Genomic DNA, 24,138 nt, shown 5'->3' with positions numbered 1-24,138 from the left:
GTCGTACAAGAGTTTTCTTTATTTTGCGACGGTTTTCTATGGATTATGCCGATATAGTGCGATGTTTTTCCAATATTTTGACTACCTAACTGCGACGTTTTTCCATATTGTTACCTTTTTCTTTTCCTTCTATCCATACAAATTCCTTATACCATAAGACTTTAGCGTACATTCTTCTTTACAACACAACATAAAAAGACGTATGCACTCTCGAAGAGTTTCATACGTCAATTTTACTTATCCATTATAAACATGAATACGATTGATAGCTTTGGCAAGGGCAACCTCTGCACGTTTGATATTTGTGCGGCTGTCTTGCTTTTTCAAACGCGCTTCCGCACGTTCCTTTGCCCGTTTTGCTCGTTCAATATCTATTTCTTCACGACCTTCTACGGCATCTGTCAAAATGCGCATTTCATTATCCGCAAACTGTAACAAACCACCGGCCAAAGCATAATCCTTTTGTTCCTTATGCTCGCTCAAGGTACATTTGCATGTCTTTAACATTGCCACGATTGGCATATGATTGGAAAGAATGGTTGTTTCACCATCTACCGTTGTGACATGCACAGCCTCCACTTCACCCTCTTTATACAAACCAAGAGGAGTAATGATTTTCAGCTTGATCATAGGACTAGCCTTCCATCGCTTTGGCTTTTTCTACCACTTCTTCAATAGTGGAAGCGAACATGAAGGCCTGTTCCGGTAAGTCATCATACTTGCCATCTAACAGCTCTTTGAAACTGCGTACCGTATCTTCACGAGATACGTAGCATCCTTTGATACCGGAGAATACTTCGGCAACATGGAATGGCTGTGACAGGAAGTTACGTACACGACGGGCACGATTAACGATGATCTTATCTTCTTCACTTAATTCATCCATACCTAAGATAGCGATGATATCCTGTAATTCTTTATATCTCTGTAAGATTTGCTGTACACCACGGGCTACCTCATAATGTTCCTCACCCACCACTAATGGATCGAGGATACGAGAGCTAGATTCCAATGGATCAACAGCCGGGTAGATACCCAATGCCGCAATGTCACGATCCAATACGGTTTTAGCATCCAAATGAGTAAATGCCGTTGCTGGTGCGGGGTCTGTCAAGTCATCGGCAGGTACGTAGATGGCCTGTACGGAAGTGATGGAACCATCCTTCGTAGATGTGATACGTTCCTGTAACTGTCCCATTTCCGTTGCCAATGTTGGCTGATAACCTACGGCACTTGGCATACGTCCTAACAGCGCACTTACTTCTGAACCAGCCTGTGTGAAACGGAAGATATTGTCGATAAACAATAACACATCCTGATGTTCAACATCACGGAAGTATTCCGCCATCGTTAAGCCGGTCAAACCAACACGCATTCTGGCACCTGGAGATTCATTCATCTGTCCATATACCAGAACGGTTTTATCAAGGACACCACTGTCCTTCATTTCATGATACATGTCGTTACCTTCACGGGTTCTTTCCCCAACACCGGTAACAACGGATTTACCACCATGTTCCTTGGCAATATTGTGAATCAATTCTTGAATCAATACGGTTTTACCTACACCGGCACCACCGAACAGACCAATCTTACCACCTTTGGAATATGGGCACAAAAGGTCGATAACCTTAATACCGGTTTCTAACATTTCCGCAGATGTCTGTTGTTCATCAAAGCTTGGTGCTTTGCGATGAATAGGCAGACGTTTGCTTGTTTTTACTTCGCCTAAACCATCAATTTCACGGCCTAAGACATTAAACATTCTTCCTAAGACTTCATCTCCGACAGGTACTTGAATCGGTGCGCCTGTATCGATGGCATCCATGCCACGTACTAAACCATCCGTACCACCCATGGCAATACAGCGTACCCGTTCATCGCCGATATGCTGTGCCACTTCGACAATCAGAGAGTCTTGATTTTTCAAAGGGATTTCGATTGCGCTCAACAGTTGTGGTAATTCGCCGTTTTCAAAAGCAACGTCAACTACCGGACCGATGACCTGCACAATTTTTCCTGTGTTTTTACTCATCAACTGCTCACTCCTTCCATTGCGTTGACACCGCCGACGATTTCTGTGATTTCCTGTGTAATGGCGGCCTGTCTAGCCTGGTTGAATTGTAATTCCAGTGTTTCCTTAATTTCTTCAGCGTTATCTGTAGCGCTTTCCATAGCCATACGGCGACTTGCCTGTTCACTTGTTTTAGTTTCCAGGAAATAGCTGTATAACAGAGATCTGACATACATCGGAACCAAGGTATCAAGAATTTGATCACCCGCTGGTTCAAAGATTGTCAGAGCGCTTGTTTTCTTTTCACGTTCCTCATCCTTTTCTACCGGTAACAAGGTTACTAACTGCGGCTCAAAGCTGACAGAGTTCACAAAGTGAGTATACAGGATACGGATTTCGGATATTTCTTTCTTGCGGTATAAGTCCAATGCATGATCGGCAATGGTTACCAGTTCACTGTAACAGTCATCTTCAAAGTCTGTTTCTTCCATCACGACATGGAAATTCTTATTACGGCTCCAATTGACACCGCGACTTCCTATCATGACAAAATCACCGACATTGCCAATGTCATTCAACAGCATGCGAAAGATATTCGCATTATAGCCGCCACATAAGCCCATATCACTTGTAAAAACGATGGTGAATGGTTTTGCGCCTTCATTTTTACTTAAATAAGGATGGCGGGAATGTTCTATGGAAGACAGGATTTCTTGCACCGTTTCTTTTAAATAATGGGCATATTCCCGATTTTCTTCCATGTACTGTTTTTGTTTTTTCAGCTTACTGGTCGCCACTAGCTGCATCGCCTTGGTAATCTTTTTGGTAGATTCTACTGAGCGGATGCGCGCTTTGATTTCCAGTTTTCCAGCTGCCATAGACTATCCTTCCAGCATGTTCTTGAATTCTGTTTCAAAAGAAGTCAAGGCATCTTTGATACGCTGTGACAAAGCATCGTCTAATGCCTGCTGTTCATCAATATCATGGATGATGTCCGCATGTTCACGTTCCATATATTTTAACATTTCTTTTTCATACAGTTTGACCTGTTCTACCTTCACAGGCTTCAAGAATTTATGTTTTGCCGCAAATAAAGATAATACCTGATGGGCAACCGGCATTGGTTCATACTGGTTCTGAATCAGTAATTGTGTTAAGCGTTCCCCATGTGCCAATGTTTCAGTCGTAGCAGCATCTAAGTCACTACCGAATTTCGCAAAGGCCTGCATTTCACGGAACTGTGCTAATTCCAGTTTTAAGCTTCCGCTGACCTGCTTCATGGCTTTGATCTGGGCTGCACTACCAACACGGGATACCGATAAACCACTGTCTACCGCAGGACGTACACCGCTGTTAAACAATTCTGTCTGTAAGAAGATCTGTCCATCGGTGATAGAAATAACGTTGGTAGGAATATAAGCAGAAATATCACCTGCCTGCGTTTCAATAATTGGCAGTGCGGTTAAACTTCCTGCACCTAATTCATCGTTCAGCTTCGCTGCACGCTCTAACAGACGGCTATGCAAATAGAAGACATCCCCTGGATAGGCTTCACGTCCTGGTGGACGTTTTAACAATAAGGACATGGTACGATAAGCAACCGCATGCTTACTTAAATCATCATAGATGATTAAGACATCGTCACCGTTTTCCATCCATTCTTCCCCAATCGCACATCCTGCATATGGAGCAATGTATTGCAAAGGTGCCGGTTCACTAGCGGTAGAAGATACGATTGTCGTATATTCCATAGCACCATGTTTTCTTAATTTTTCTACGATTTGGGCAACCGTACTGGCTTTCTGTCCGATTGCTACATAAATACATTTTACATTCTTACCTTTTTGGTTGATGATCGTATCAATGGCAATCGCTGTTTTACCTGTCTGGCGATCCCCGATGATCAACTCACGCTGCCCTTTTCCGATTGGGATCATAGAGTCAATGATCTTCAAACCTGTCTGAATTGGCTGATGAACACTTTTACGTGTCATAACACCGGGAGCAACACGCTCTACCGGACGGTATTTTTCACTGACAATAGGAGCACCGCCATCAATCGCCTGTCCTAAGGCATTGAGAACTCTTCCTAACATCATATCACCAACAGGAACTTCTACGATCTTTCCTGTACGCTTTACTTCGTCGCCCTCTTTGATTCCCTCATCATCACCTAACAATACGGCTCCGACATGTTCCTCTTCAAGGTTCAATACCATTCCATACACATCGTGTGGGAACAGTAACAGTTCTCCAGACATTGCATTATTCAGACCATGGACTAACGAGATACCATCACCAATCGTGATGACGGTGCCGGTTTCTCCGACCTCCAGCTCATCATCGTAGCGCCGTATCTGTTCCTTGATCAGTTTGCTGATTTCTTCTGGCTTTAAACTCACCATATTCACCTCACTTGCTTATTGTGTTTCAGATACGTTCAAAACGGTACGTTTCAGACGCTGTAGTCTGCCTAATGCCGTATTGTCGATAATCTGATCGTTTATTTTGATGCGGATGCCGGCAATCAGATCTTTATCTGTTGACAGCACGAAATCTACTTTTTTCTGCAGTTTCTTTTCGAGTGTTTCTTTCAGCTTCGCAATTTCTTCCTTCTGTAATGGTGTTGCACTCTTCACGTGTACCACCTGAATGTTATTAAAGTCATTGTAAGCCTTATTGTATTCTCTGCGAATCTCTTCAATTTTAGCGAAACGTCCTTTATCAATCAGCAGTTTTAAAAAGTTTAACAGCATATGGTCAATCTGCTTTCCATAGATTGTTTCCAGCATGCCTTTCTTTTCTTCCTTGCTGATTTTCGGATGTGCCATGACAGCACGGAATTCATCATCCTGCTTCACACTGTCTGCCACCACATTCAGCTGTTCTTTATATACATCCAGCTTTTGATCTTCTTGTGCCAGCGCAAACAATGCATCGCAGTAATTCTTACTGACTATGCCTGCCATGTGTCATCACCTGCGTGTTCAATAAATTCATCCACATACTTCTGCTGTTGTTTCTCATCCAGCTCCTTCTCAATGATCTTGCTGGCAGCTTCAAATGCTACATCCGTAATCGTCTGTTTCATTTCTTTCTGTGCCTGAACTTTTTCACGCTCAATATCCTGCATTGCTTTTGTTTTTAATCCATCCGCTTCATCTCTGGCTTTAGCAAGAATTTCTTTCTTCTCAGCCGTCGCATTGCGTTTTGCGGTTTCCAGGATCTCATGAGCATCGCTTTTGGCATTTGCCATCTGCGTTTCATACTGTACTTTATAATCTTCACCCGCTTTGCGTGCATCGCTGCCCGCTTGGATATCTGCTGCGATTGCATCGTGGCGTTTCTGGAAATAATCCGTGATGACATCCCAGAAAAAATGCTTGGCAACCAGACAGATGATCAAGGTTGAAATACAGACAAGAGCCATATCCACAGGGTTTATTCGCAGGTAATTGGTAATGTCGATATTCATCTGCTAAACCTCCTTATGGTTGTGAATCTTACGAAAATTCATATAAAAGTCATGCCTATGTAAAAGATATTTTCTTCATGCAGAGGGTTCTTTCCCTAATAGCAAAACTTGCTTACTTTCTGCATGCGCATGACCTTGCAAGATCTTACGCTTAACCTTTCAGGAAAATCAGCAGCAATGCGATGATCAATGCATAGATACCAGTTGTTTCGGCCATCGCGATACCTAATACCATGATAGAACGAATCTTACCGGCAGCTTCTGGATTGCGGCCTACGGATTCAGCACCTTTACTAGCGGCAATACCCTGACCAATACCAGGACCAAGACCAGCAATCATTGCAATACCAGCACCTAACAGTGCCATACCTTGTACGAAAAATTCATTAAATTCAGCCATTTTCATTTCCTCCTATTACTAATTTGCAAACAGCTTTTTTATTCTTCTTCATCGGCATACGATTCACTCAAGAAGAAACTTGCCAATGTGAAGAAGATGTAGGTCTGAATCAGACCTGAGAAAATATCGAAATACGCATGCAGGAATGGCGTAAAGGATAAACCTAGTACACCAAACGGCATCAGCGATTCCATCAGTGTGTAAACAAGACCGGTAATAATGGTACCTGCCAACAGGTTACCAAACAAACGCAGTGACAGCGAAACCGGTAATGCCAGATCACCAAGAATGTTTAACGGTAAGAATAAGAAGATAGGATCACACAGCTCCTTAAATCTTCCAATCACACCTTTTTCCTTGAGTCCGACGAATTGAATCAGCAAGAACATCATAACAGCCAGTGTCACATTAACACTTAAGTTTGATGTCGGTGGCTGTAATCCTATCAGCCCCAGTAAGTTACTAGGAGCCATCATAAAGATCAGTGTTCCAAAGAAGGGCAGATAAAACTTCGTACGTGCCTTAAGGTTATCGGATATAATACCGGTACCCAATTTGGCGACACATTCACATACAAGCACAAAGCCTTTCGGTGCCTGTGTTGGATCTGCTTTCTTTATCTTATTACCTGCAATAATGAAAAAGACAGATAATAGCACACACAGAATCAGCCAGTTCACAATGGATGGGTGCAGCTGAATCGTCATATCACCTATCCGGATTACAAATTCCACGAATCAATCCTCCTTTCTGTGTAGAAATACATATATAAGAATTGCCCCTTTATGAAGCAGCATTCCTGCCAAAAGTGCCAAAACATGTACGCCTCGCCATGCGGCTAACGCAAAGATCAGTGTATAAATGGCATAGCGTTTTACATAGCTGCTGTAACCTTTTGCCTTGGGATTGCCATATAATTCAATGGTGTTGCTCATGTGCGTGATCATCGAGAAACCGATGATACCGGTGAGTGCACCAATCAAAATACCGGCACCGATATCTTTGAAATGCCCTTGAAAAAGCATGAGTGAGATACCACAGCTGACAAGTGCTAAAGCAAGCGTAATACGGCGGATTTCTTTTCCCATCTGTGAAGTTTCATCCATCATGCTCACTCATTCCTTTCATCAGCAGATAAAAATTAGCAATGATTGCATATGCCAGCAACAGCAACAAAATGATTGGTGTTGTATGAAGCTTTTCATCCAGCCACATACCAATCAAAACGGCTAACAGACAGCTTAACAGCATCGTCATCATAAAGCGAACGGCCTTATAATAGTCCTTCATGTTACTTTGTACCGAAGATTCTATCTCCTGCATCACCAAGACCCGGTACGATATAGCCATGTTCATTTAGCTTCTCATCTAATGCAGCTAAGTAAATATCCACTTCCGGATGTGCTTCTTCCACAGCTTTTACACCTTCCGGTGCACCTACCAAACAAACCAGGCGAATATTTTTTGCGCCCTGTTTCTTCACCATATCAATGGCAGCATTAGCACTTCCTCCGGTTGCCAGCATTGGATCAACGATCATCACAACCGCATCCTTCACATTTTTAGGATATTTTTCAAAATACGTATGAGGTTCTAATGTTTCCTCATCGCGATACAAACCGATATGCGCAATCTTAACGGTTGGAATCAGATTGGCAATACCATTCACCATGCCCAGACCAGCACGCAGAATCGGTACTAATACGATATCCTTTGCCAGCTCTTTGGTCGTGTAGGGAGAAACCGGTGTTTCAATGTCTACGGTACGCAAAGGCAAATCGCGGGAAATCTCATATGCCATCAAACCGGCAATTTCATCAAGATTGGCCCGAAAGTCTTTGGTTCCGCATTCCTTCCTGCGCATCTGCGTAAGCTTATGCGTAATCAGGGGATGTTCTAAAACTTTCAACATGTTACTTCTCCTATTCTTTTCTTTGCGCAGTATACACTTTACCATATCTGCGTCATTTGATTAGCAGACAAATTTGACATTATGTCAAAATTCAGCTTATCTGCGTCTTTTTTATTATACCATGGATGTCCTGTTTTTAACGATAAAAGCTTAATTTTCTGGCACAAAAATGTTGCTTTACAATAGATGTGTTACAGATTCGCTTAACCAAAAACAAGAACTGAATGATTCATCTATATAAGACTTATTTTTCAGTTCTCTTACAAGCTTCTTTCTTTGCGATTTTTTGAATTATACTTATGTTAATGAACGAGCTCTGGGTGTGTTAACAATAAAACCAAGATGGCCGCGGCAAATGAAATACTTTCGGTTTCAATCTGTAAATACTTTATTTCCCAATAATACTGTGTAGGAATAATACTGCCTGTTGCAAAGAGGAAGTAAAGCTTTCGATACTGTTTCATAAACAATGAAAGGAATCGATTTATTGAAATGTCATAAAAATGGATGAATTTTTTTATTGAAATGTCATATTTTTATCAATAAATTTCTATTGAAATGTCAATGCTTTCGTATTATAACAAGCTTGACAAGCAAGGAGGTATACTTATGCTATATCGAAAAATCGCTTCCGTAATCGAAATCACCTTTCTTTGAAAACAAATAAAATACTTTTAATTGATGGCGCACGTCAAGTAGGAAAAACCTTTATTATTCGCCATGTTGGAAAAAAGATGTATGATAATTTCATTGAAATTAATATGATTGAAGATCGTTTACAAAACCAATTATTTAAAAATGTAAAAACTGTTGAAGATTTTTATCTTCAGGTTAGCATGCTTGCCGGTTCTCAAATGAAAGAGAAAGAGAACACCTTAATATTCATTGATGAAATACAAGCATATCCCCATCTACTAACCCTTTTAAAATTTTTATCACAAGATGACAAATTCACCTATATTGCCAGTGGTTCACTATTAGACGTTACCTTATCGAACACTTCCTCTATTCCTATGGGCAGCATACGTAAAATCAGAATGTGTCCTTTAGATTTTGAAGAATTTATACGTGTCCTAGGATTGAATGATCTTACATTATCTATATTAGAAAATAAATTTAACCATCTTGAAACACTTGATGAAACCATGCATGATAAAATGATGGATTTATTTCGTAAATATCTACTTGTGGGAGGGCTCCCCGATGTCATTAACACGTATCTAGAAACCAAAAATATTCAAGCAGTTAGAGAAGTTCAAAATGAAATATATGAGTATTATAAAAGTGACGCTTCAAAGTATGATACAGAAAAAAACTTAAAATCAGCAGAATTTATGATTTAATACCATCTAATATGGAAAACAAAAAGAAACGTGTCGTCATACAAAATATTGAAAATAAAAGAGGAAAAACCTTCCAAAATTATATAGATGAGTTTGATTATTTGATCAGTGCCGGTATCGCACTTCCTGTACAGGCAATTGCTAATCCGGTTTTTCCATTCATAGCATCTTGCGGAAAAAATCTATTAAAATTTTTTTTGAATGATATTGGTCTATTAACCGCTATCCTATATGGCAATAACATTCGCGCTATTCTCGATGATGAAAAAAGCATAAATTTAGGTGCTGTCTATGAAAGTGTTGTTGCGAGTGAACTAATAGCACATGGTTATCGACTATATTATTTTGATAATAGAAGCAAAGGTGAAGTAGACTATTTAATTGATGATTATGAAAGTTTGTCAGTAATTCCTCTTGAAGCAAAATCCGGAAAAGACTATACCGTGCATAGTGCTTTAAATACCTTAACAAAAAATAACAATTATCCTATTAAAAAAGCTTATGTACTATCGAATGAAAGAGAGATCATACAGAAAAATAACATCACTTATATTCCGATCTATAACATCATGTTCTTTCAACGTGATAAAATTATAAATGAGAAGCAACTACTTTTTTAAAAAGGGTAATAAAGAGAATGGTTTTATTTACATTCTTTTTTTTCTGAAAAGCTGCATGGATTTCAGTGGATTCTTGGCAAAAAAGCTTGCCCTATAATATGAATACAGATTATAGCTTATACAAACAATCTTAATGAACTATCTTTATTTGCGTGAAAAAAGGATAAAGCCTTAACCTTATCCTATCTGCTTATTTTTCATTAGGTAAAGGGAACTTTACGGTCAATTCTCGTACCTCTTTTAATACTTGTTTGCGTACAGTTTCATCATCCGCATGCTTTAACACACGGGAAATCCATAAAGCTACCTGTTTAAATTCTTCTTCCTTAAATCCTCTGGTAGTCATCGCCGCACTTCCTAAACGGATGCCGCTTGTCACGAATGGTTTTTCTGTTTCAAACGGAATTGTGTTTTTGTTACATGTGATGCCTGCTTCATCTAAGAGCTTTTCTGCCTCTTTCCCAGACATGCCAATACTAGATTTTACATCCACCAAGATCAGATGATTATCGGTACCACCACTTACGATGCGAAAGCCTTCTGCCTGCAAAGTATCACTCATGATCTTACAGTTTTTAATAATTTGTTGTGCATATGTTTGGAAAGATGGTTGTAAGGCTTCATAAAAGCACACTGCTTTAGCAGCTATAATATGCATCAATGGGCCACCCTGCATACCAGGGAAGACTTTTTTATCCAATAGTGCTGCATATTTTTCTTTACATAAGATCATGCCGCCGCGCGGACCACGTAAGGTTTTATGTGTAGTTGTAGTCACAAAATCAGCATAAGGCACTGGACTAGGATGAAGATTAGCCGCCACAAGTCCGGCAATATGAGCCATATCCACCATAAAGTAAGCCCCTGCTTCATCAGCAATCTCTCTGAATTTCTGAAAATCAATGATTCTTGGATAAGCACTTGCCCCTGCGACAATCAATTTTGGCTTATATTGCAAGGCTTTTTCTCTAACATCCTCATAATCAATGGTTTCCCCATCTTTGGTAACCCCATAATCAACAAAATTATATAATGTACCGCTGAAGTTTAACGGATGTCCATGTGTTAAATGTCCTCCGGCAGTTAAGTTCATACCTAAAACTGTATCCCCTGGTTCTAACAGTGCCATGTAAACACCCATATTCGCCTGTGAACCACTATGTGGCTGTACATTCGCATGTTCTGCATGGAACAATTCTTTTGCCCGTTCTCTGGCAATATCTTCCACTTCATCTACATTCACACAACCGCCGTAATAACGTTTATGTGGGTAACCTTCTGCATATTTATTCGTTAAGATACTGCCTGCTGCGGCTAATACATCCGCGGATACATAATTCTCTGATGCAATCAATTCAATGTTGTAAAGCTGTCTTTCTGTTTCCTTTGCAATCGCTTCGGCAATTCTTTTATCGTTCATAGTGTGTCCTCCGTTTTCTCTTATTTTATCACAAATCCTTTATTCGTCACCTACTGCGCTCTGAAAACTTTTTGAAAAATATTTGCGGATAATAAAGATGATCGCAACAGCTAAGACACCAATCAGATTTTCCATGGCACTTTCATGCGAAATGATGATCTGACGAGCTACTGCATAAAGCAATACTTCAATCACCGATTCCGGCGTATGCAACAATAACATCTTCACAAACTCAATTGCCACAACAATTGTCAGTACACCGCTTAAAAAGTGTTCTAACTGAAAATCTCCTGCTATGACTAAGGCGGTTGTATCCAACAATGCCATTCCTGCCGCGATAACGATTGCCACCATCAAACATAAGGCTACGCTGAATTCTAAAAGTTTGGTAAACCGTAATAATCGTGTGTTTAAATTCTTCATTTTCCTCTCCTACGTTATTTCTTAAAATCAGGATATACAGCAAGATAATCGATGTTTGCTTTTCTTGCTTGGGTAAGTTGTTGTTTACGTGGTATATGATAACAGATTCCATCTTTCACAAAGCGTGCACCGGTCTGCTTGAAATAAAAAGGAATCTTTTTATTTAAACATTGTTCTCTTAGATGTAAGATCCATGCATAATCGCATATTCTTGCCTCATCGCCGCTTTCTCCTCCGGCAGTTACCTGCTCGATACGCTCATCCAACCATAACGTAAGATCTATGTCCTCTAACAGCGGTTCACAGATCAATTCTTTATGACGAATAGGCAATTCCATGTAGATGGGCAGTCTGCGTTCAACCTCTATTTGATTTTCAATCGTCGCACAAATAGTTACATTCTCATAACCGCTTTGCCAATCATCCGGCAAGTTTGGCAAAATTCTTTCCACACGTTTTGTAATCATATAAAAATGTAGATCTGAACGTTGTTTCATGAAGCTCCATGCTTCCTTGCGCCATGCATCTGCCTCTTCCACAAAGAAATCAGAGCTAAAACAAGTATAGACAACACCTTCCTGTATCTTCCAGGAACCATCTTTTTTCTTTTTCACAGGCAAAGCGAAATCTTTCGTCTTTTTTACAACACTACTATCTCTTCCATAGCGCTCATCCATCCGATATACATAACAATTTGCACAACCGGCACTGTATTTATGACAGCCATGCCAAGGATTCCATAAAGTCATATTTGTTTCCTTTCACTAGGCAAAGAGCTGCCTTTATCAGCAGCTCTCACTTTATTTTTCTAATGCCATCACTTTATCAATACGACGCTGATGACGTTCTGCATGCGAGAATTCCGTGTTCAACCAAACATGAACAATTTCCTTCATCACAGCTTCTCCGGTTACCAGCTGACCGAGTGCTAATACATTTGTGTCATTATGCTCTCTAGTTAAGCGTGCGCTCACCGGATCAGATACTAACGCACAGCGAATACCTTTGATCTTGTTTGCGGTAATACTTACGCCAATACCGGTACTGCATATTACAATTCCTCGATCATTCTTACCATTCGCTACAGACTGTGCAGCAGGTGCTGCATAATCAGGATAATCTACGGATTCCTTACTATGACAGCCAAAGTCTTCAATCTCATGTCCTTCCTCAGACAACATTTTCTTAATGAGTTCCTTATACTCATAAGCTCCATGATCACAAGCTAATGCAATTTTCATAACGATAACCTCCCATATTTCCTATTCAGCTAACCTATTTCCTATGCGAAATTTATCCAATTTCTTTCGCATCAAAGCACAAACAAACACCTTCATCTGTATTCTCACTGTTGAATTTGCCCTGGACACGCTTTAATGCCACCATACAGTTTTCAAGTGATGGTACTTGTAATACTGCGGCATACGTTAACGCAGAACAATGGCAGAATACATCATTTCTGCGCAAGTTATGATACAACACTTCCTTTAACAATGCGCTGGCTTTACGCACTGCTACTTCATTCGTCTTAGACACCATCTTTAACTGTAACATGACGATATAACTGACAACTCCACGTGATGATGCACGAACATGCACCTGATATAAATTACGGAAAATTTCAGCATCACAATAAAAGGCTCCATTGCGATATATTTCCTCATTTAAATCTCCTATCAATTCTTGAATACTCTCTGGCTCATCTTTATGGAATTTTAATAATTCATGATGAATATTCGTGATGTTCGGTGTTAGTTCAATATTAAATGTACTACTATATAGTTCCACAATTTTATGATAATACGTAATAGCTTGCGAATATTGCTTTACTTCATAAAAAGCCTTTAATTTAACTTCCATTAATTCTGGGAAGATAAAATGTTTAAATTCTGCATATTCACAAATTTTCAATACACGATCATAATCTTTTTCCTGTTCACATAGTTTGCATCCATGTAATAAAGCACGCTGAATCATATCTTTATAATAACGGCGTTTTACTAAAATCCATTCTTCATCAAAGTCATGTAAAAAAGCCATTCCATATGTATTCAGTAAATGCTGACATTTATCACACATCGTTGAAGCATCTTTGATATTTTCAATATCCTCACATGCTTTTTCAAGACGGACGATATCAATATCCCATGGTATTGCATTGTTCCAGGAATACGTATTACCTTTTGATAAGATACAAGAATGTTTTCGCTCTCTGCAAAATGGCTCCAATTCCTTACGTGCACGATAAATCAGATTTCGCAAGGCCCCTTCCGGATTTTCACTGATGCCATTTGGCCATAAAACTTCAATCAATGCCTCTTTCGTTAAAGAAGTATGACGATACATGATTAAATAAGCAATTAAGATAATCAATTGTGTGCTTTTTTTGACTTTATTAGGAAATTGAAATTCTTTATTTTCAATCGAAAACTCACCCAGCAAATGAATCTTTATTGGTCTTTCTTTTTTCATTTCATGTATAGGATGATAATTTCATCCTTCTCCTTTCTGTCGTGTTAGTCTTGCAGGACTTCGCGAATTCGTTTTTCGCTGATAGGTCCTTCTCTTACAATGCGTAATTCATCGGTACTCATATCCACGATAGTACTTGCCTTACTGCCTCCACTTTCGCCAACTACGATAGCATCAATTCGTCCATCCAGCTGTTTTAATACCCCCTCTGCTGTTTCTTGCGGTTCTTCACCACTTAGATTAGCACTAGTCACAAGCAATGGTTTCTCACAGAGATCAATCAGATGTAGTATGATGTCATCATCCGGCATGCGTATTCCTACCGTATCAAATCCATTTGTCAAATATGCAGGAAGGTGTTCTTTCTTCTTAAGAATCATCGTAAAGCCTCCCGGCATAAATTCCTCCGCAAGTTTTCTTGCGTCTTCACTCATATAGGCGATTTCTTCCATTTGTCGGAAATTTGAAACCATGGTAGGGATTGGTTTATTTTCTGGTCTTCCTTTACTTTTTTTAAGAGCTTCTAAGGCCGCTTCATTTTCATAAATGACAGCCAAACCATAAACCGTATCCGTAGGGAAGGCAACCACCTTTCCTTCTTTCAATAAATCAGCGATTGTTTCGATATCTTTTGCTTCATAACGCACAGTTTCCATTTTCTTCACCTTCTGTAGTTATTTTATCATATTATACGGCTTTTTTAATAAAATTTTTATTATCATTCCAATTCTATTATTATAAATATAGAAATACTTTTTATATCTTACAATTCAGATGGAAGTATCTTCTCCTTTTCTTAATAGCCTTCTTTTATATTCACAAGATTACAAAGTGCTTTTCCTTGTGCATAAGCCTCAAGATTTTGTATTAAAATATTTACATAACGCTCAAAAGATTCCGATAATTGAAAGGTACCTGAAATATGGGGTGTCAAAATGACATTTGTCTCTTTCCAGATAGGATGTTGCTGCGGCAACGGCTCCTGTTCCATTACATCTAATACCGCTCCTTTGATAGGGTATGTATGAAGAGCTTCTAATAACTCATCTAACGACAGGGCATCTCCTCTTCCCACATTTACCAAAATAGCGTTTTCTTTCATTCTAGCATAATATTGCTTTTGAAAGATATGTCTTGTTTTTGCTGTGCTTGGTAAAGCCAATACGACAACATCAGCATGAGGTAAAAGTGTTTCTATTTCTTCTATACCATAAAGTTCATCAAAAGCCGTTAGGGGAAGCTTCGGATGACGATTAATGCCAATCGTATGTGCCCCCATCATCTTAACTTTCCCGGCAAATTCTTTTCCAAGATCACCTGTACCTACTACTAAAATCTTGGAACCGTAAATAGAAGAAATAGGTTCTTCCACTTGCCATAAATGCTTTTTTTGATGTTGCTGATAGAGATGTATATTACGCATAAGCATTAATATAGTACAAATCAGATATTCGCTGATCGCTAAACCAAAACTGCCACTGGCATTACATAAGCTGCATGACGAAGGAAGCTTATTTAAATATTGTTCATTTCCGGCTGTTTCCAATTGTAACAAGCGAAGATTTTCAGCGATTGGTAAATACGTTAAAGGCACTTTCCCGGCAATCACCTCAGCCCAACGTATATCCTCTTCATTAACAGAGTCAGGGGTTTTTAAACGATATTCATAACACGCAGGTATTCTATTTAAATGATGTGGTTTCAATGCAGATAATAGTAATAAATGTTTTTTCATAACGAATTCCTCCCGTGTAAGTGTATCGTATTTTACCTATCTTGTGAATAGATAATGTCAACCTTGTAGAAAAGGTGGTCTTTTTCAATAAAGAATCCACCTTTCTTTGCTTATTGTTTTTCTTTTCTTCTACGTTTTAAACCATATGCCAATACAGCACCACCACTTAACAATACCATCATGATCCATAATGTTCGCTGACTTGTATCACTTGTCTGTACTTCATCTTCTGGTTTTGGTTTTTCTGTTGTTGGTTTGCTTGGCGTCGCCGGTTTTTGTGGGTCTTCTTTGGGTGGGGTTGGTTCTGTATCTTCTTTCTTTACATAATATACCTTGATGATATTTTTACTTGCATCTTCACCTAAGGTCAATGGTATATTCTCCACCTTTTCAAATATGTACCCTTCCTTGTTCTTCTCTGGATAGGTTTCTACGATATCGCCTGCTTTTAAATCTGCGATGTTCTCTGTCTTGCTCTCATCCAGCTTGCCATCATAGAAGTATTGTACCTTTGCAATTGTTTTTGTTCTTGTGTAGTATACTTCAATCACATTCTGACTAGCATCTTCTACTAGTTTTTCTGGTATCTTTACTTCTGCTAAAGAATAGTGTTCCTTCTTTTTATCTTCGTAGTTTTTATACTGTGAACCTACTTCTAATTCGTCTACTCGATAGGACACTTTCTTATCTTCTACTCCATCATAGTAATACTTCACAGTAACCGAAGTTGTCTTGCTATCTTCTTCATCCTTTGCATAATAGATGTTGATGACATTTTCTGCCGCTATAGCACTCAACGTTAGTGGTAAATGCTCGCTCTTCACAAAGTGATACCCTTCTTTATTCTTTTCCGGATAGGTTTCTACGACATCGCCTGCTTTTAAATCTGCAATGATCTCTGTCTTGCTCTCATCCAGCTTGCCATCATAGTAGTATTGTACCTTTGCGATTGTTTTTGTTCTTGTGTAGTATACTTCAATCACATTCTGACTAGCATCTTCTACTAGTTTTTCTGGTATCTTTACTTCTGCTAAAGAATAGTGTTCCTTCTTTTTATCTTCGTAGTTTTTATACTGTGAACCTACTTCTAATTCGTCTACTCGATAGGACGCTTTCTTATCTTCTACTCCATCATAGTAATACTTCACAGTAACCGAAGTTGTCTTGCTATCTTCTTCATCCTTTGCATAATAGATGTTGATGACATTCTCTGCCGCTATAGCACTTAACGTTAGTGGCAAGTGCTCGCTCTTCACAAAGTGATACCCTTCTTTATTCTTTTCCGGATAGGTTTCTACGACATCGCCTGCTTTTAAATCTGCGATGATCTCTGTCTTACTGTCATCCAGCTTTCCATCATAAAAGTATTGTACCTTCGCGATTGTTTTTGTTCTTGTATAGTATACATGAATGACATTTGCTTTCTCATCCTCTACAAGTTTTTCGGGGATCTGTACTGCCGCAAAGGAATAATGTTCTTTCTTCTTATCCTTATATCCACCAAAATAAGAACCTACTTCCAAATCATCAATTCTTTCTCTTAGGCTTTCATCTTCCACATCATCATAGAAATATTTTACGGTTACAGAAGTCTTCTTGTGTACATAATATACCTTAATAACATTCTCTTCTGCATTCTCTTTTAATGTAAGTGGCAACCCTTCTACTTTATCAAGTTTATAGTTTTCTTTGATCTTATCCGGATACGTTGTAATCGTATCGCCTGCTTTTTGATCTGCTAGAATTTCTGTCTGACTATCATCCAACTTTTCATCATAGTAATACTGTATCTTAGCGATGGTCTTATTTCTTGTGTAATATACCTTGATGACATTTTCTTCTGCATTCTCTACAAGTTTCTCAGGAATTGTTACGGTTGCCAAAGAATAATGTTCTTTCTTCTTATCTTTATAAGTATCATAATGAGAACCTACCGCAAGATCATTGATGGTATAAGCAGCTTCCTTATCTTCTATACCATCATAGAAATATTGGACAGTTACAGCCGTTTTCTTTTTCTTATAATAAACCTTGATGACATTCTTGGTGTAGTCATCATCTACGATCATAGGAAGTCCATCTGTTTTATCTACTTCATACATACCATCTTTTGATTTGTCTGGATAAGCAGTTACTGTATCCCCAGTATGAAGGTCAGTTAAGGTTTCTGTCGCCTCATCATCTTTAACCCCATCATAGTAGTATTCTACTTTACCGGTTGGTTCAAAGACGGCAATTACATTTAGTTTAGATATCAAAAAACTTCTCGCATATGGTGGAAGTAAAGAATCAACAAGATTACCCTCATAAATTGGTGTTTTTGATAATTCTTCTGTAGACCATATCTCTTTTTTTAATGTATACCAGTCTGCAATCGTTACTTCATTTTTTGCATTAACACTTCTAGAGGGAACTTTAGGAAAACAATTCTTGAAATAAGGGCGTAATTTCCATCCTGCAAATACATAGCCCTCATCAGCGACAGGTATTGGTAAATCAAGTATGCGAAGAAATATATCTTCTCCACTATCTTCTATGTATTTAGTAATTTTACCTGTTTCATTCTTTAAAACGCCATGATTGTTTGCCATATAGGATGTGGGAATTTTTCGATTTATCATTTTTATTTCATATGTTACTTCTGAAACATCTGTTGGTAATATAATGCTTTTTTTGTTCTCACCATCTAAATCTTTAACATATATTTCATTATAAGCATTAACATAGCTTTGCTCGTAGGTCAATTTCTGATTTAGTACAGAATACTTATTATTGAACAAAAAATATGAGGCATTAAATTCTATTCCCTTTGGTGCATAAGTAGTATCCACTAGTTTGTTCCCATTTCCTTGATCCAATTCAAAGGTTACTTTGATAAAATCACTTCTTTTTTTTAATTCTTCTTCACTTATCCATTGTGCATACAATCGAACTGGATTATTTTTTCCTTTTATTAATTCATATATGTCGTCGGAAGTAGCTGTCCAAAAAGATAAAAATTCATCAGGATTTTCATTATTAGGTGTTAAAGACCATCCTATTAAATATTCCTTATCTTCCATAGGAATTATATAATCACCTCTAGAAAATAGTGGGAGACTATTAATTTCTTTTAATTCCGGAGTTAGTGCGATATCATTACCATTTGGATCACAAAAGATGCTATTTTTTTCATCAGAATAGCTTGAAAACACTTGTAATTCACCATTTGTTATTGCATGTATATATTCAAAAACGGGAATTTGTTTGAAAGATTGATCATAAAACGGATACCACCCAATAAAATAACTTCCCTCATATTCTAAACCATTTGTTGGCATATTTTTCAATTTAATTTCATCGCCTAATTCATATTCTGCATTATCAATAGGACATGTAACTGAATCAAGACATTCATATACGATTTTAAACTTTGTCTTCTTCATTACTATAGGTTCTAAGACCACTCCAACGCCATAATCATTTTCATCAGTAAAAGGAGCATACACCTCATTTAATTGCTTATTTTTCCATCCAACAAACACATAATCTGAATTTTTAAATTCATCCGAGATATCCGGCAGTAAGAATGAATAATCACTATTTAATTCATCGAATATCACAATCAGTTCTGGTTGCCGAATCTCTATATTATTTGGTAAGGATGATAAGTCAAATGTAGCTGGAACATATATAAAAATAGGTTTAAGATTAACTTTTGTTTTATCTCCATTATAACTTAAAGCTTCTTGCAGTTTTTCAAAAGTGATTAAATCATTTTCTTTCCAAATATCTCCATTATAAGTTTTCCATCCATAAAAAATACTGTTTCTTGATGTTAAAGTACCTGCTCCAGCAATAGCTGCCACTGGCTTCATACCTTTTTCTAATCCATATATATTTTTATCGACAGGTGGTTTACCGTTTAAACCTTCTGGATTTTCATAGATAATATCAATGCCATAATTGTCCTCTTCATCATAAATCCCCGTTAAAACACCTGGAAAACAGCCTGCTGCCAATGTTCTCGGAAAATCTATTTTTAATTTTTTTACTTTTAGTGATATTTTTGATCCTGCAGGATATTCAATAGCCACTTGGTTTTCATAGTTTTCATATAACCAATATAAAAAATTTTTCCTTATCAAATCAGGTTCTTTTAAGACCACATCTTCAACAATCAATTCTTCTGTATCTTCATTATAACTATAGTTATAGCGATCTTTAAAATCTTTTATTATTTCATTATTATCATTTTGGTAAATAGATAATATACCTAATTTGTTTTCATTATCGTAAATAGCGAACAAAAACAGCAATACATCTCCTTCATCTGTGATGCATATATATTCAGAAAAATCTACATCAGATAATTTATCACCTGGTTTTATTCTAGGTACACTTTCATCTATATATGCATCAATACTTGCAGCCCAGTAAAGAAATTTTCTTGTTTCTAGTCCAGATTCTCTAAACTCTTCAGGATAATTAATTATATCTGTTCCCTCTATAGTTTTTTCCAACCATTCATTATTTGCACTATAGTATGTAATTTCTGTATTTTCTAAAGCTTTTATTCCTTTTGCTTTAATTTCTTTTTTCATAAATTGTGCAACAAAAGTGCTATCTTCTTTTATTTCTATCTCTTTCCCAGGCTCATAGACCTTGCTATCTTTTTCATTCTTCCAGCCTGCAAAGACTTCATTCTCATGTTCGCTGTTGCGATATACCGGTAGTGTTATCTTCCCATCTTTTGTTTCTTCTTCATGGTATATAGTTTCCTTATCTCCATTTATATCCATGAAATTTACCTTAAAGACTTTCTCTTTCCAGATAGCATAAACATCTAGTGTTGTTTCGTCTTTCATCACTTCATTCAATTTCGTCTTTTCCGCTACACGTTTACCTTTGCCATCCGCTTGCAAGTTCCATGATACAAAGGTTCTTCCTTCCCATGTAAAAAGACTTCCTTCTTCGATGGCCTCTTCTTTGCTTGCATATTCTTTGTCTATAATCTCATCTGTTCCATCATTCTTATGATAATGCACGGTGAAGCTTTCTTTTGTTTCTTCTGCTTTGATCGTTCCTTGTGATGGCAGTATTGTCAGTGCCATCATAAACACCAAAAACAATACTCCTAATTGTTTCATCCGCTCCTTCATTTTTTCCTCACCTTTCAGTTTCACTTATTTGTGCAATAAGCATTTTTCTGTAACCGTTTACATAAAAATTATAACCGATTTATTTATGAATAGCAATGTAGTTCCTTCGTTATCATACTATTTTGGTTATAAAAAAGCTCTTATAGGATTTCATAAGAGCTTTATAGTAAAGTAGTGTGATTAATATTTTAAATCTATAACCTTTTCCCAACGAAATTCATTTCTACCAAAATGTCCATAGCAGGCTGTTGCTTGATAAATAGGTTTTAACAAGTCTAATTCCTCAATAATGTTTTTCACTTCGAAATTAAAGTTTTTCTTTACAATATCTAATAAATCTTCATCACTCATAGTTCCTGTACCAAATGTATCTAATAAAATAGATATTGGTTTTACCTTGCCGATAGCATATGCCACCTGAATCTCACATTTTCTTGCCAACTGATGAGCCACAATATTTTTAGCAACATAGCGGCAATAATATGCAGCACTGCGATCTACCTTTGATGGATCTTTACTGGAAAAACAGCCGCCACCGATTCTACCCATACCTCCATAAGTATCAACAACAATCTTGCGTCCTGTCGTACCACTATCACCAAAAGAACCGCCTACAATAAAGCTGCCACTTGGATTGATAAGATAGCGCGTGTCCTCATCTAATAATTCATCTGGAATTACCGGCGTGATGACTTCTTTCATAATCAAATTGGCAATTTCCTGCTGACTCACATCCGGTGTATGTTGGGTCGATACAACGATAGTATCAATACGTTTAATTTGATCATTTTCATATTCAACACTTACTTGTGTCTTGCCATCAGGTCTTAAAATCGGATGTGTACGGCGTACTTCACTTAACTGTTTTGCAAGTTTATGTGCATAAGCAATTGGCGCTGGCATATATTCTTCTGTATCATCACATGCATAGCCAAACATGATTCCCTGATCCCCTGCACCAATACTACCATCTTGGACAACTGCCTGGTGTATTTCACTGGATTGCTTATTTACTTTCACCATTACCTGATATTCTTCTTCATATCCAATGTTTTTGATGACCTTTTTCGCAATACCTTCAAAATCAATCTTAGCTTTTGTGTCAGCTTCTCCATAAATCAACACAAACTCATCTTTAATTGTTGCCTCCACTGCCATCTTGCTATTCTTATCCTGACGTAATGCTTCATCTAAGATAGCATCCGCAATCGTATCACAGATTTTATCCGGATGGCCTTCTGTAATGCTTTCTGATGTAAATACATAATCTTTCATATCAATTCCTCCATATAAAAAGCCTTCTCAAGCGTCAGAGAAGGCATACGTATCGATTCTTTCTTCTCTTATCGCTGTTAGCTGTACCACCTTATATGATTTACCCCATACAGGTTGGTGTGGGATTATCGAGCTAACTCTCTACCCCAACTCTTGATAAAAAAGGCATCTATATTAAAACATGCATGTAGTACTTTTGCAAGTAAATCTTATCGAAAAAATATGAGGAAGTATTTACCACCGCTTATATCATAAACATTTCATCTTATTACCGCAAACGTATAAAAGTTATTTTCTGGCTTGACTTTATGTATAGCTCTGTTAAAATAGGGTTGCTCGGAGGGCGAGTCATTCAAAGAGAAATGATGAGCTGGATAAGGCGACGGATTGAGATACCCGTAACCTTGTTCAGCTCTTTTTTTGATTAGGAGGAATTTTTATGGATTTTTTAAAGGGAAATATAAAGACACTTTATTTTAAATATTTAGCAGCTGCCTTTGGGAGTGTTTTGATTACATCTGTTTACTCGATTGTCGATATGGCAATGGTTGGACAATATCAAGGACCAGAAGGTACAGCAGCATTAGCTGTAGTTGCGCCGATTTGGAACATTATTTTTAGTTTAGGATTGTTAATGGGAATTGGAGGTTCGGTTATTTTCAGTACTATCAAAGGGAATGGAAAAAGCAGAACACAAGAAGCGAATGCTTATTTTTCAGCAGCCGTAATAGGAGCCGTCTTCTTAGCGGTAATCACATGGATCCTTATCATCTTGTTTGATCGTCAACTGCTTATGTTTTTTGGCGCAAAAAGTTCCTTGTTAGCTCTAGCAAGAACCTATTTATTACCAATCAAATTTGTCTTACCTTGTTTCCTGTTTACGCAAGTATTAGCTGCTTTCTTACGTAATGATGCTGATCCTACACTTGCGACAATAGGAGTATTAGCCGGCGGTATTTTTAATATGATTGGTGATTATGTCTTCGTCTTTGTGTTTGATATGGGTATCTTTGGTGCCGGTTTAGCAACGGCGATTGGTTCTATCATCTCCTGTATCGTTATGCTAAAACATTTCTTTTCTAAGACAAATACCTTAAAGTTTCAAATGCCACAACATATACTGCATAAACTCAAAAGAATTACCATTACGGGATTTTCAACTTTCTTTATTGATATTGCCATGGGAATCTTGACCATTTTATTCAACCGTCAGATTATGAACTATCTTGGGACAGATGCCTTATCCATTTATGGTATCATCGTAAACATCAGCACCTTTGTGCAATGTTGTGCATATAGCATCGGACAAGCAGCACAACCAATCATCTCCGTCAATTATGGCGCAAAACTCGGATTCCGTATTAAGAAAGTTCTAAACTATGCCTTAGCTACTGTTTTATTCTTTAGTATCTTTTGGACTGCACTGTCTGCATTAGCCCCTAACCTATTTGTTAAATTGTTTATGGCACCCACTAAAGAAATCTTACAAATTGCTCCCTTAATTATTCGTACCTATGGATTGTCCTTTTTATTACTACCATTCAATATCTTCTCAACTTATTACTTCCAAGCTTTATTAAAACCAAAAGCCGCTTTCATTGTTTCCGTAGCGCGCGGACTTATCATTAGTGGTATTCTTATTTATCTATTACCTTTGTTAAGTCCTGAAGCTCTTTGGTATACGATGCCCCTTACTGAGTTCATTGTTGTTATCTATGCTGGTAGTAAAATGTTTCAATATACAAAGGCATTGGCTGATAAAAAATAGTTTGACGTTATGATTGAATCATTCTTCAACTACACAAAGAAATCCATTATTCGTAAAGCTTCTTATACAAAAAAATCTGCATGGTTTTTACATCCATACAGATATTTTTTATTTTAATCTAAATCTTCCCCATTACTTTT

At 37.7% G+C, this 24,138-nt stretch carries 23 protein-coding genes and 1 riboswitch; of the genes, 3 read left to right on the top strand and 20 right to left on the bottom strand.

Annotation, left to right across the window (positions count from 1 at the left end; translation table 11 throughout):
* Positions 1-237 precede the first annotated feature (237 nt).
* The 11 genes from atpC to upp all read right to left on the bottom strand — a co-directional run bounded on the left by atpC (position 238) and on the right by upp (position 7,801).
* Positions 238-630: an ATP synthase F1 subunit epsilon gene (atpC, locus tag KJS44_RS00400; RefSeq protein ID WP_008690961.1), complete on the bottom strand. Its 393-nt coding sequence runs from the start codon at positions 628-630 to the stop codon at positions 238-240.
* Positions 631-634: 4 nt separating this feature from the next.
* Positions 635-2,035 carry a F0F1 ATP synthase subunit beta gene (gene atpD, locus KJS44_RS00395; protein ID WP_008690960.1) on the bottom strand — a complete coding sequence of 467 codons (1,401 nt, stop codon included), beginning with the start codon at positions 2,033-2,035 and terminating at the stop codon, positions 635-637.
* Entirely contained in the window at positions 2,035-2,892 is an 858-nt protein-coding gene (atpG, locus tag KJS44_RS00390) for an ATP synthase F1 subunit gamma (protein WP_008690959.1), read from the bottom strand. Before atpG ends, atpD begins: the two co-directional genes overlap by 1 nt.
* 3 nt (positions 2,893-2,895) lie before the next feature.
* Positions 2,896-4,419 (bottom strand): F0F1 ATP synthase subunit alpha, encoded by a 1,524-nt coding sequence (atpA, locus tag KJS44_RS00385; protein WP_008690957.1) that lies wholly within the window; start codon positions 4,417-4,419, stop codon positions 2,896-2,898.
* Positions 4,420-4,434: 15 nt separating this feature from the next.
* Entirely contained in the window at positions 4,435-4,983 is a 549-nt protein-coding gene (atpH, locus tag KJS44_RS00380; RefSeq protein ID WP_008690956.1) for an ATP synthase F1 subunit delta, read from the bottom strand.
* A complete protein-coding gene (gene atpF / locus KJS44_RS00375) occupies positions 4,971-5,489 on the bottom strand; it encodes a F0F1 ATP synthase subunit B (protein WP_008690955.1) in 519 nt (172 codons plus the stop codon). Before atpF ends, atpH begins: the two co-directional genes overlap by 13 nt.
* A 151-nt stretch (positions 5,490-5,640) precedes the next feature.
* Positions 5,641-5,889, bottom strand: coding sequence for an ATP synthase F0 subunit C (gene atpE / locus KJS44_RS00370; protein ID WP_008690954.1), 249 nt, complete (start codon positions 5,887-5,889; stop codon positions 5,641-5,643).
* A gap of 38 nt (positions 5,890-5,927) precedes the next feature.
* Entirely contained in the window at positions 5,928-6,623 is a 696-nt protein-coding gene (gene atpB / locus KJS44_RS00365) for a F0F1 ATP synthase subunit A (protein ID WP_008690953.1), read from the bottom strand.
* A 3-nt stretch (positions 6,624-6,626) separates the two neighbouring features.
* The gene (locus KJS44_RS00360) at positions 6,627-6,998 is read right to left on the bottom strand and encodes a hypothetical protein (RefSeq protein ID WP_008690952.1); all 372 of its coding nucleotides are present in this window, start codon (positions 6,996-6,998) and stop codon (positions 6,627-6,629) included.
* Positions 6,988-7,179 carry an AtpZ/AtpI family protein gene (locus tag KJS44_RS00355; RefSeq protein ID WP_017144521.1) on the bottom strand — a complete coding sequence of 64 codons (192 nt, stop codon included), beginning with the start codon at positions 7,177-7,179 and terminating at the stop codon, positions 6,988-6,990. The genes KJS44_RS00360 and KJS44_RS00355 overlap by 11 nt, the downstream gene beginning before the upstream one ends.
* 1 nt (position 7,180) lies before the next feature.
* Positions 7,181-7,801, bottom strand: coding sequence for a uracil phosphoribosyltransferase (gene upp / locus KJS44_RS00350; protein WP_008690949.1), 621 nt, complete (start codon positions 7,799-7,801; stop codon positions 7,181-7,183).
* A gap of 653 nt (positions 7,802-8,454) precedes the next feature.
* On the opposite strand from upp, the gene KJS44_RS00345 reads away from it, so the two are divergent.
* Both KJS44_RS00345 and KJS44_RS00340 read left to right on the top strand, forming a co-directional pair.
* A complete protein-coding gene (locus tag KJS44_RS00345) occupies positions 8,455-9,144 on the top strand; it encodes an AAA family ATPase (protein WP_202800578.1) in 690 nt (229 codons plus the stop codon).
* An 11-nt stretch (positions 9,145-9,155) separates the two neighbouring features.
* Positions 9,156-9,764, top strand: coding sequence for a DUF4143 domain-containing protein (locus KJS44_RS00340; protein WP_008690946.1), 609 nt, complete (start codon positions 9,156-9,158; stop codon positions 9,762-9,764).
* 190 nt (positions 9,765-9,954) lie between these two features.
* On the opposite strand, the gene KJS44_RS00335 is transcribed toward KJS44_RS00340, so the two are convergent.
* The 9 genes from KJS44_RS00335 to metK form a co-directional block, all read right to left on the bottom strand.
* Complete coding sequence (locus KJS44_RS00335; RefSeq protein ID WP_008690945.1) at positions 9,955-11,184, bottom strand: serine hydroxymethyltransferase; 1,230 nt, start codon at positions 11,182-11,184, stop codon at positions 9,955-9,957.
* A 39-nt stretch (positions 11,185-11,223) separates the two neighbouring features.
* Positions 11,224-11,607 (bottom strand): hypothetical protein, encoded by a 384-nt coding sequence (locus tag KJS44_RS00330; protein ID WP_008690944.1) that lies wholly within the window; start codon positions 11,605-11,607, stop codon positions 11,224-11,226.
* Positions 11,608-11,621: 14 nt separating this feature from the next.
* Entirely contained in the window at positions 11,622-12,356 is a 735-nt protein-coding gene (locus KJS44_RS00325) for a DUF5131 family protein (RefSeq protein WP_008690943.1), read from the bottom strand.
* Positions 12,357-12,407: 51 nt separating this feature from the next.
* A complete protein-coding gene (gene rpiB / locus KJS44_RS00320; RefSeq protein ID WP_008690942.1) occupies positions 12,408-12,848 on the bottom strand; it encodes a ribose 5-phosphate isomerase B in 441 nt (146 codons plus the stop codon).
* A 52-nt stretch (positions 12,849-12,900) separates the two neighbouring features.
* Positions 12,901-14,079, bottom strand: coding sequence for an AfsR/SARP family transcriptional regulator (locus tag KJS44_RS00315; protein ID WP_008690941.1), 1,179 nt, complete (start codon positions 14,077-14,079; stop codon positions 12,901-12,903).
* Between the two features lie 44 nt (positions 14,080-14,123).
* Positions 14,124-14,735, bottom strand: coding sequence for an L-threonylcarbamoyladenylate synthase (locus tag KJS44_RS00310; protein ID WP_008690940.1), 612 nt, complete (start codon positions 14,733-14,735; stop codon positions 14,124-14,126).
* Between the two features lie 140 nt (positions 14,736-14,875).
* The gene (locus tag KJS44_RS00305; protein WP_008690935.1) at positions 14,876-15,814 is read right to left on the bottom strand and encodes a D-2-hydroxyacid dehydrogenase; all 939 of its coding nucleotides are present in this window, start codon (positions 15,812-15,814) and stop codon (positions 14,876-14,878) included.
* Positions 15,815-15,924: 110 nt separating this feature from the next.
* Positions 15,925-20,955 (bottom strand): InlB B-repeat-containing protein, encoded by a 5,031-nt coding sequence (locus tag KJS44_RS00300; protein ID WP_017144520.1) that lies wholly within the window; start codon positions 20,953-20,955, stop codon positions 15,925-15,927.
* 180 nt (positions 20,956-21,135) lie between these two features.
* A complete protein-coding gene (metK, locus tag KJS44_RS00295) occupies positions 21,136-22,230 on the bottom strand; it encodes a methionine adenosyltransferase (RefSeq protein ID WP_008690929.1) in 1,095 nt (364 codons plus the stop codon).
* Positions 22,231-22,295: 65 nt separating this feature from the next.
* Positions 22,296-22,393: riboswitch (SAM riboswitch) on the bottom strand.
* A gap of 276 nt (positions 22,394-22,669) precedes the next feature.
* Here metK and KJS44_RS00290 point away from each other — a divergent pair.
* Positions 22,670-23,998: an MATE family efflux transporter gene (locus tag KJS44_RS00290; protein ID WP_008690928.1), complete on the top strand. Its 1,329-nt coding sequence runs from the start codon at positions 22,670-22,672 to the stop codon at positions 23,996-23,998.
* Positions 23,999-24,138 lie beyond the last annotated feature (140 nt).

The organism is Longicatena caecimuris (genome assembly GCF_018406465.1).
GTDB classification, from domain to species: domain Bacteria; phylum Bacillota_I; class Bacilli_A; order Erysipelotrichales; family Erysipelotrichaceae; genus Longicatena; species Longicatena caecimuris.
This window is presented reverse-complemented; position numbering and strand designations above follow the sequence as displayed.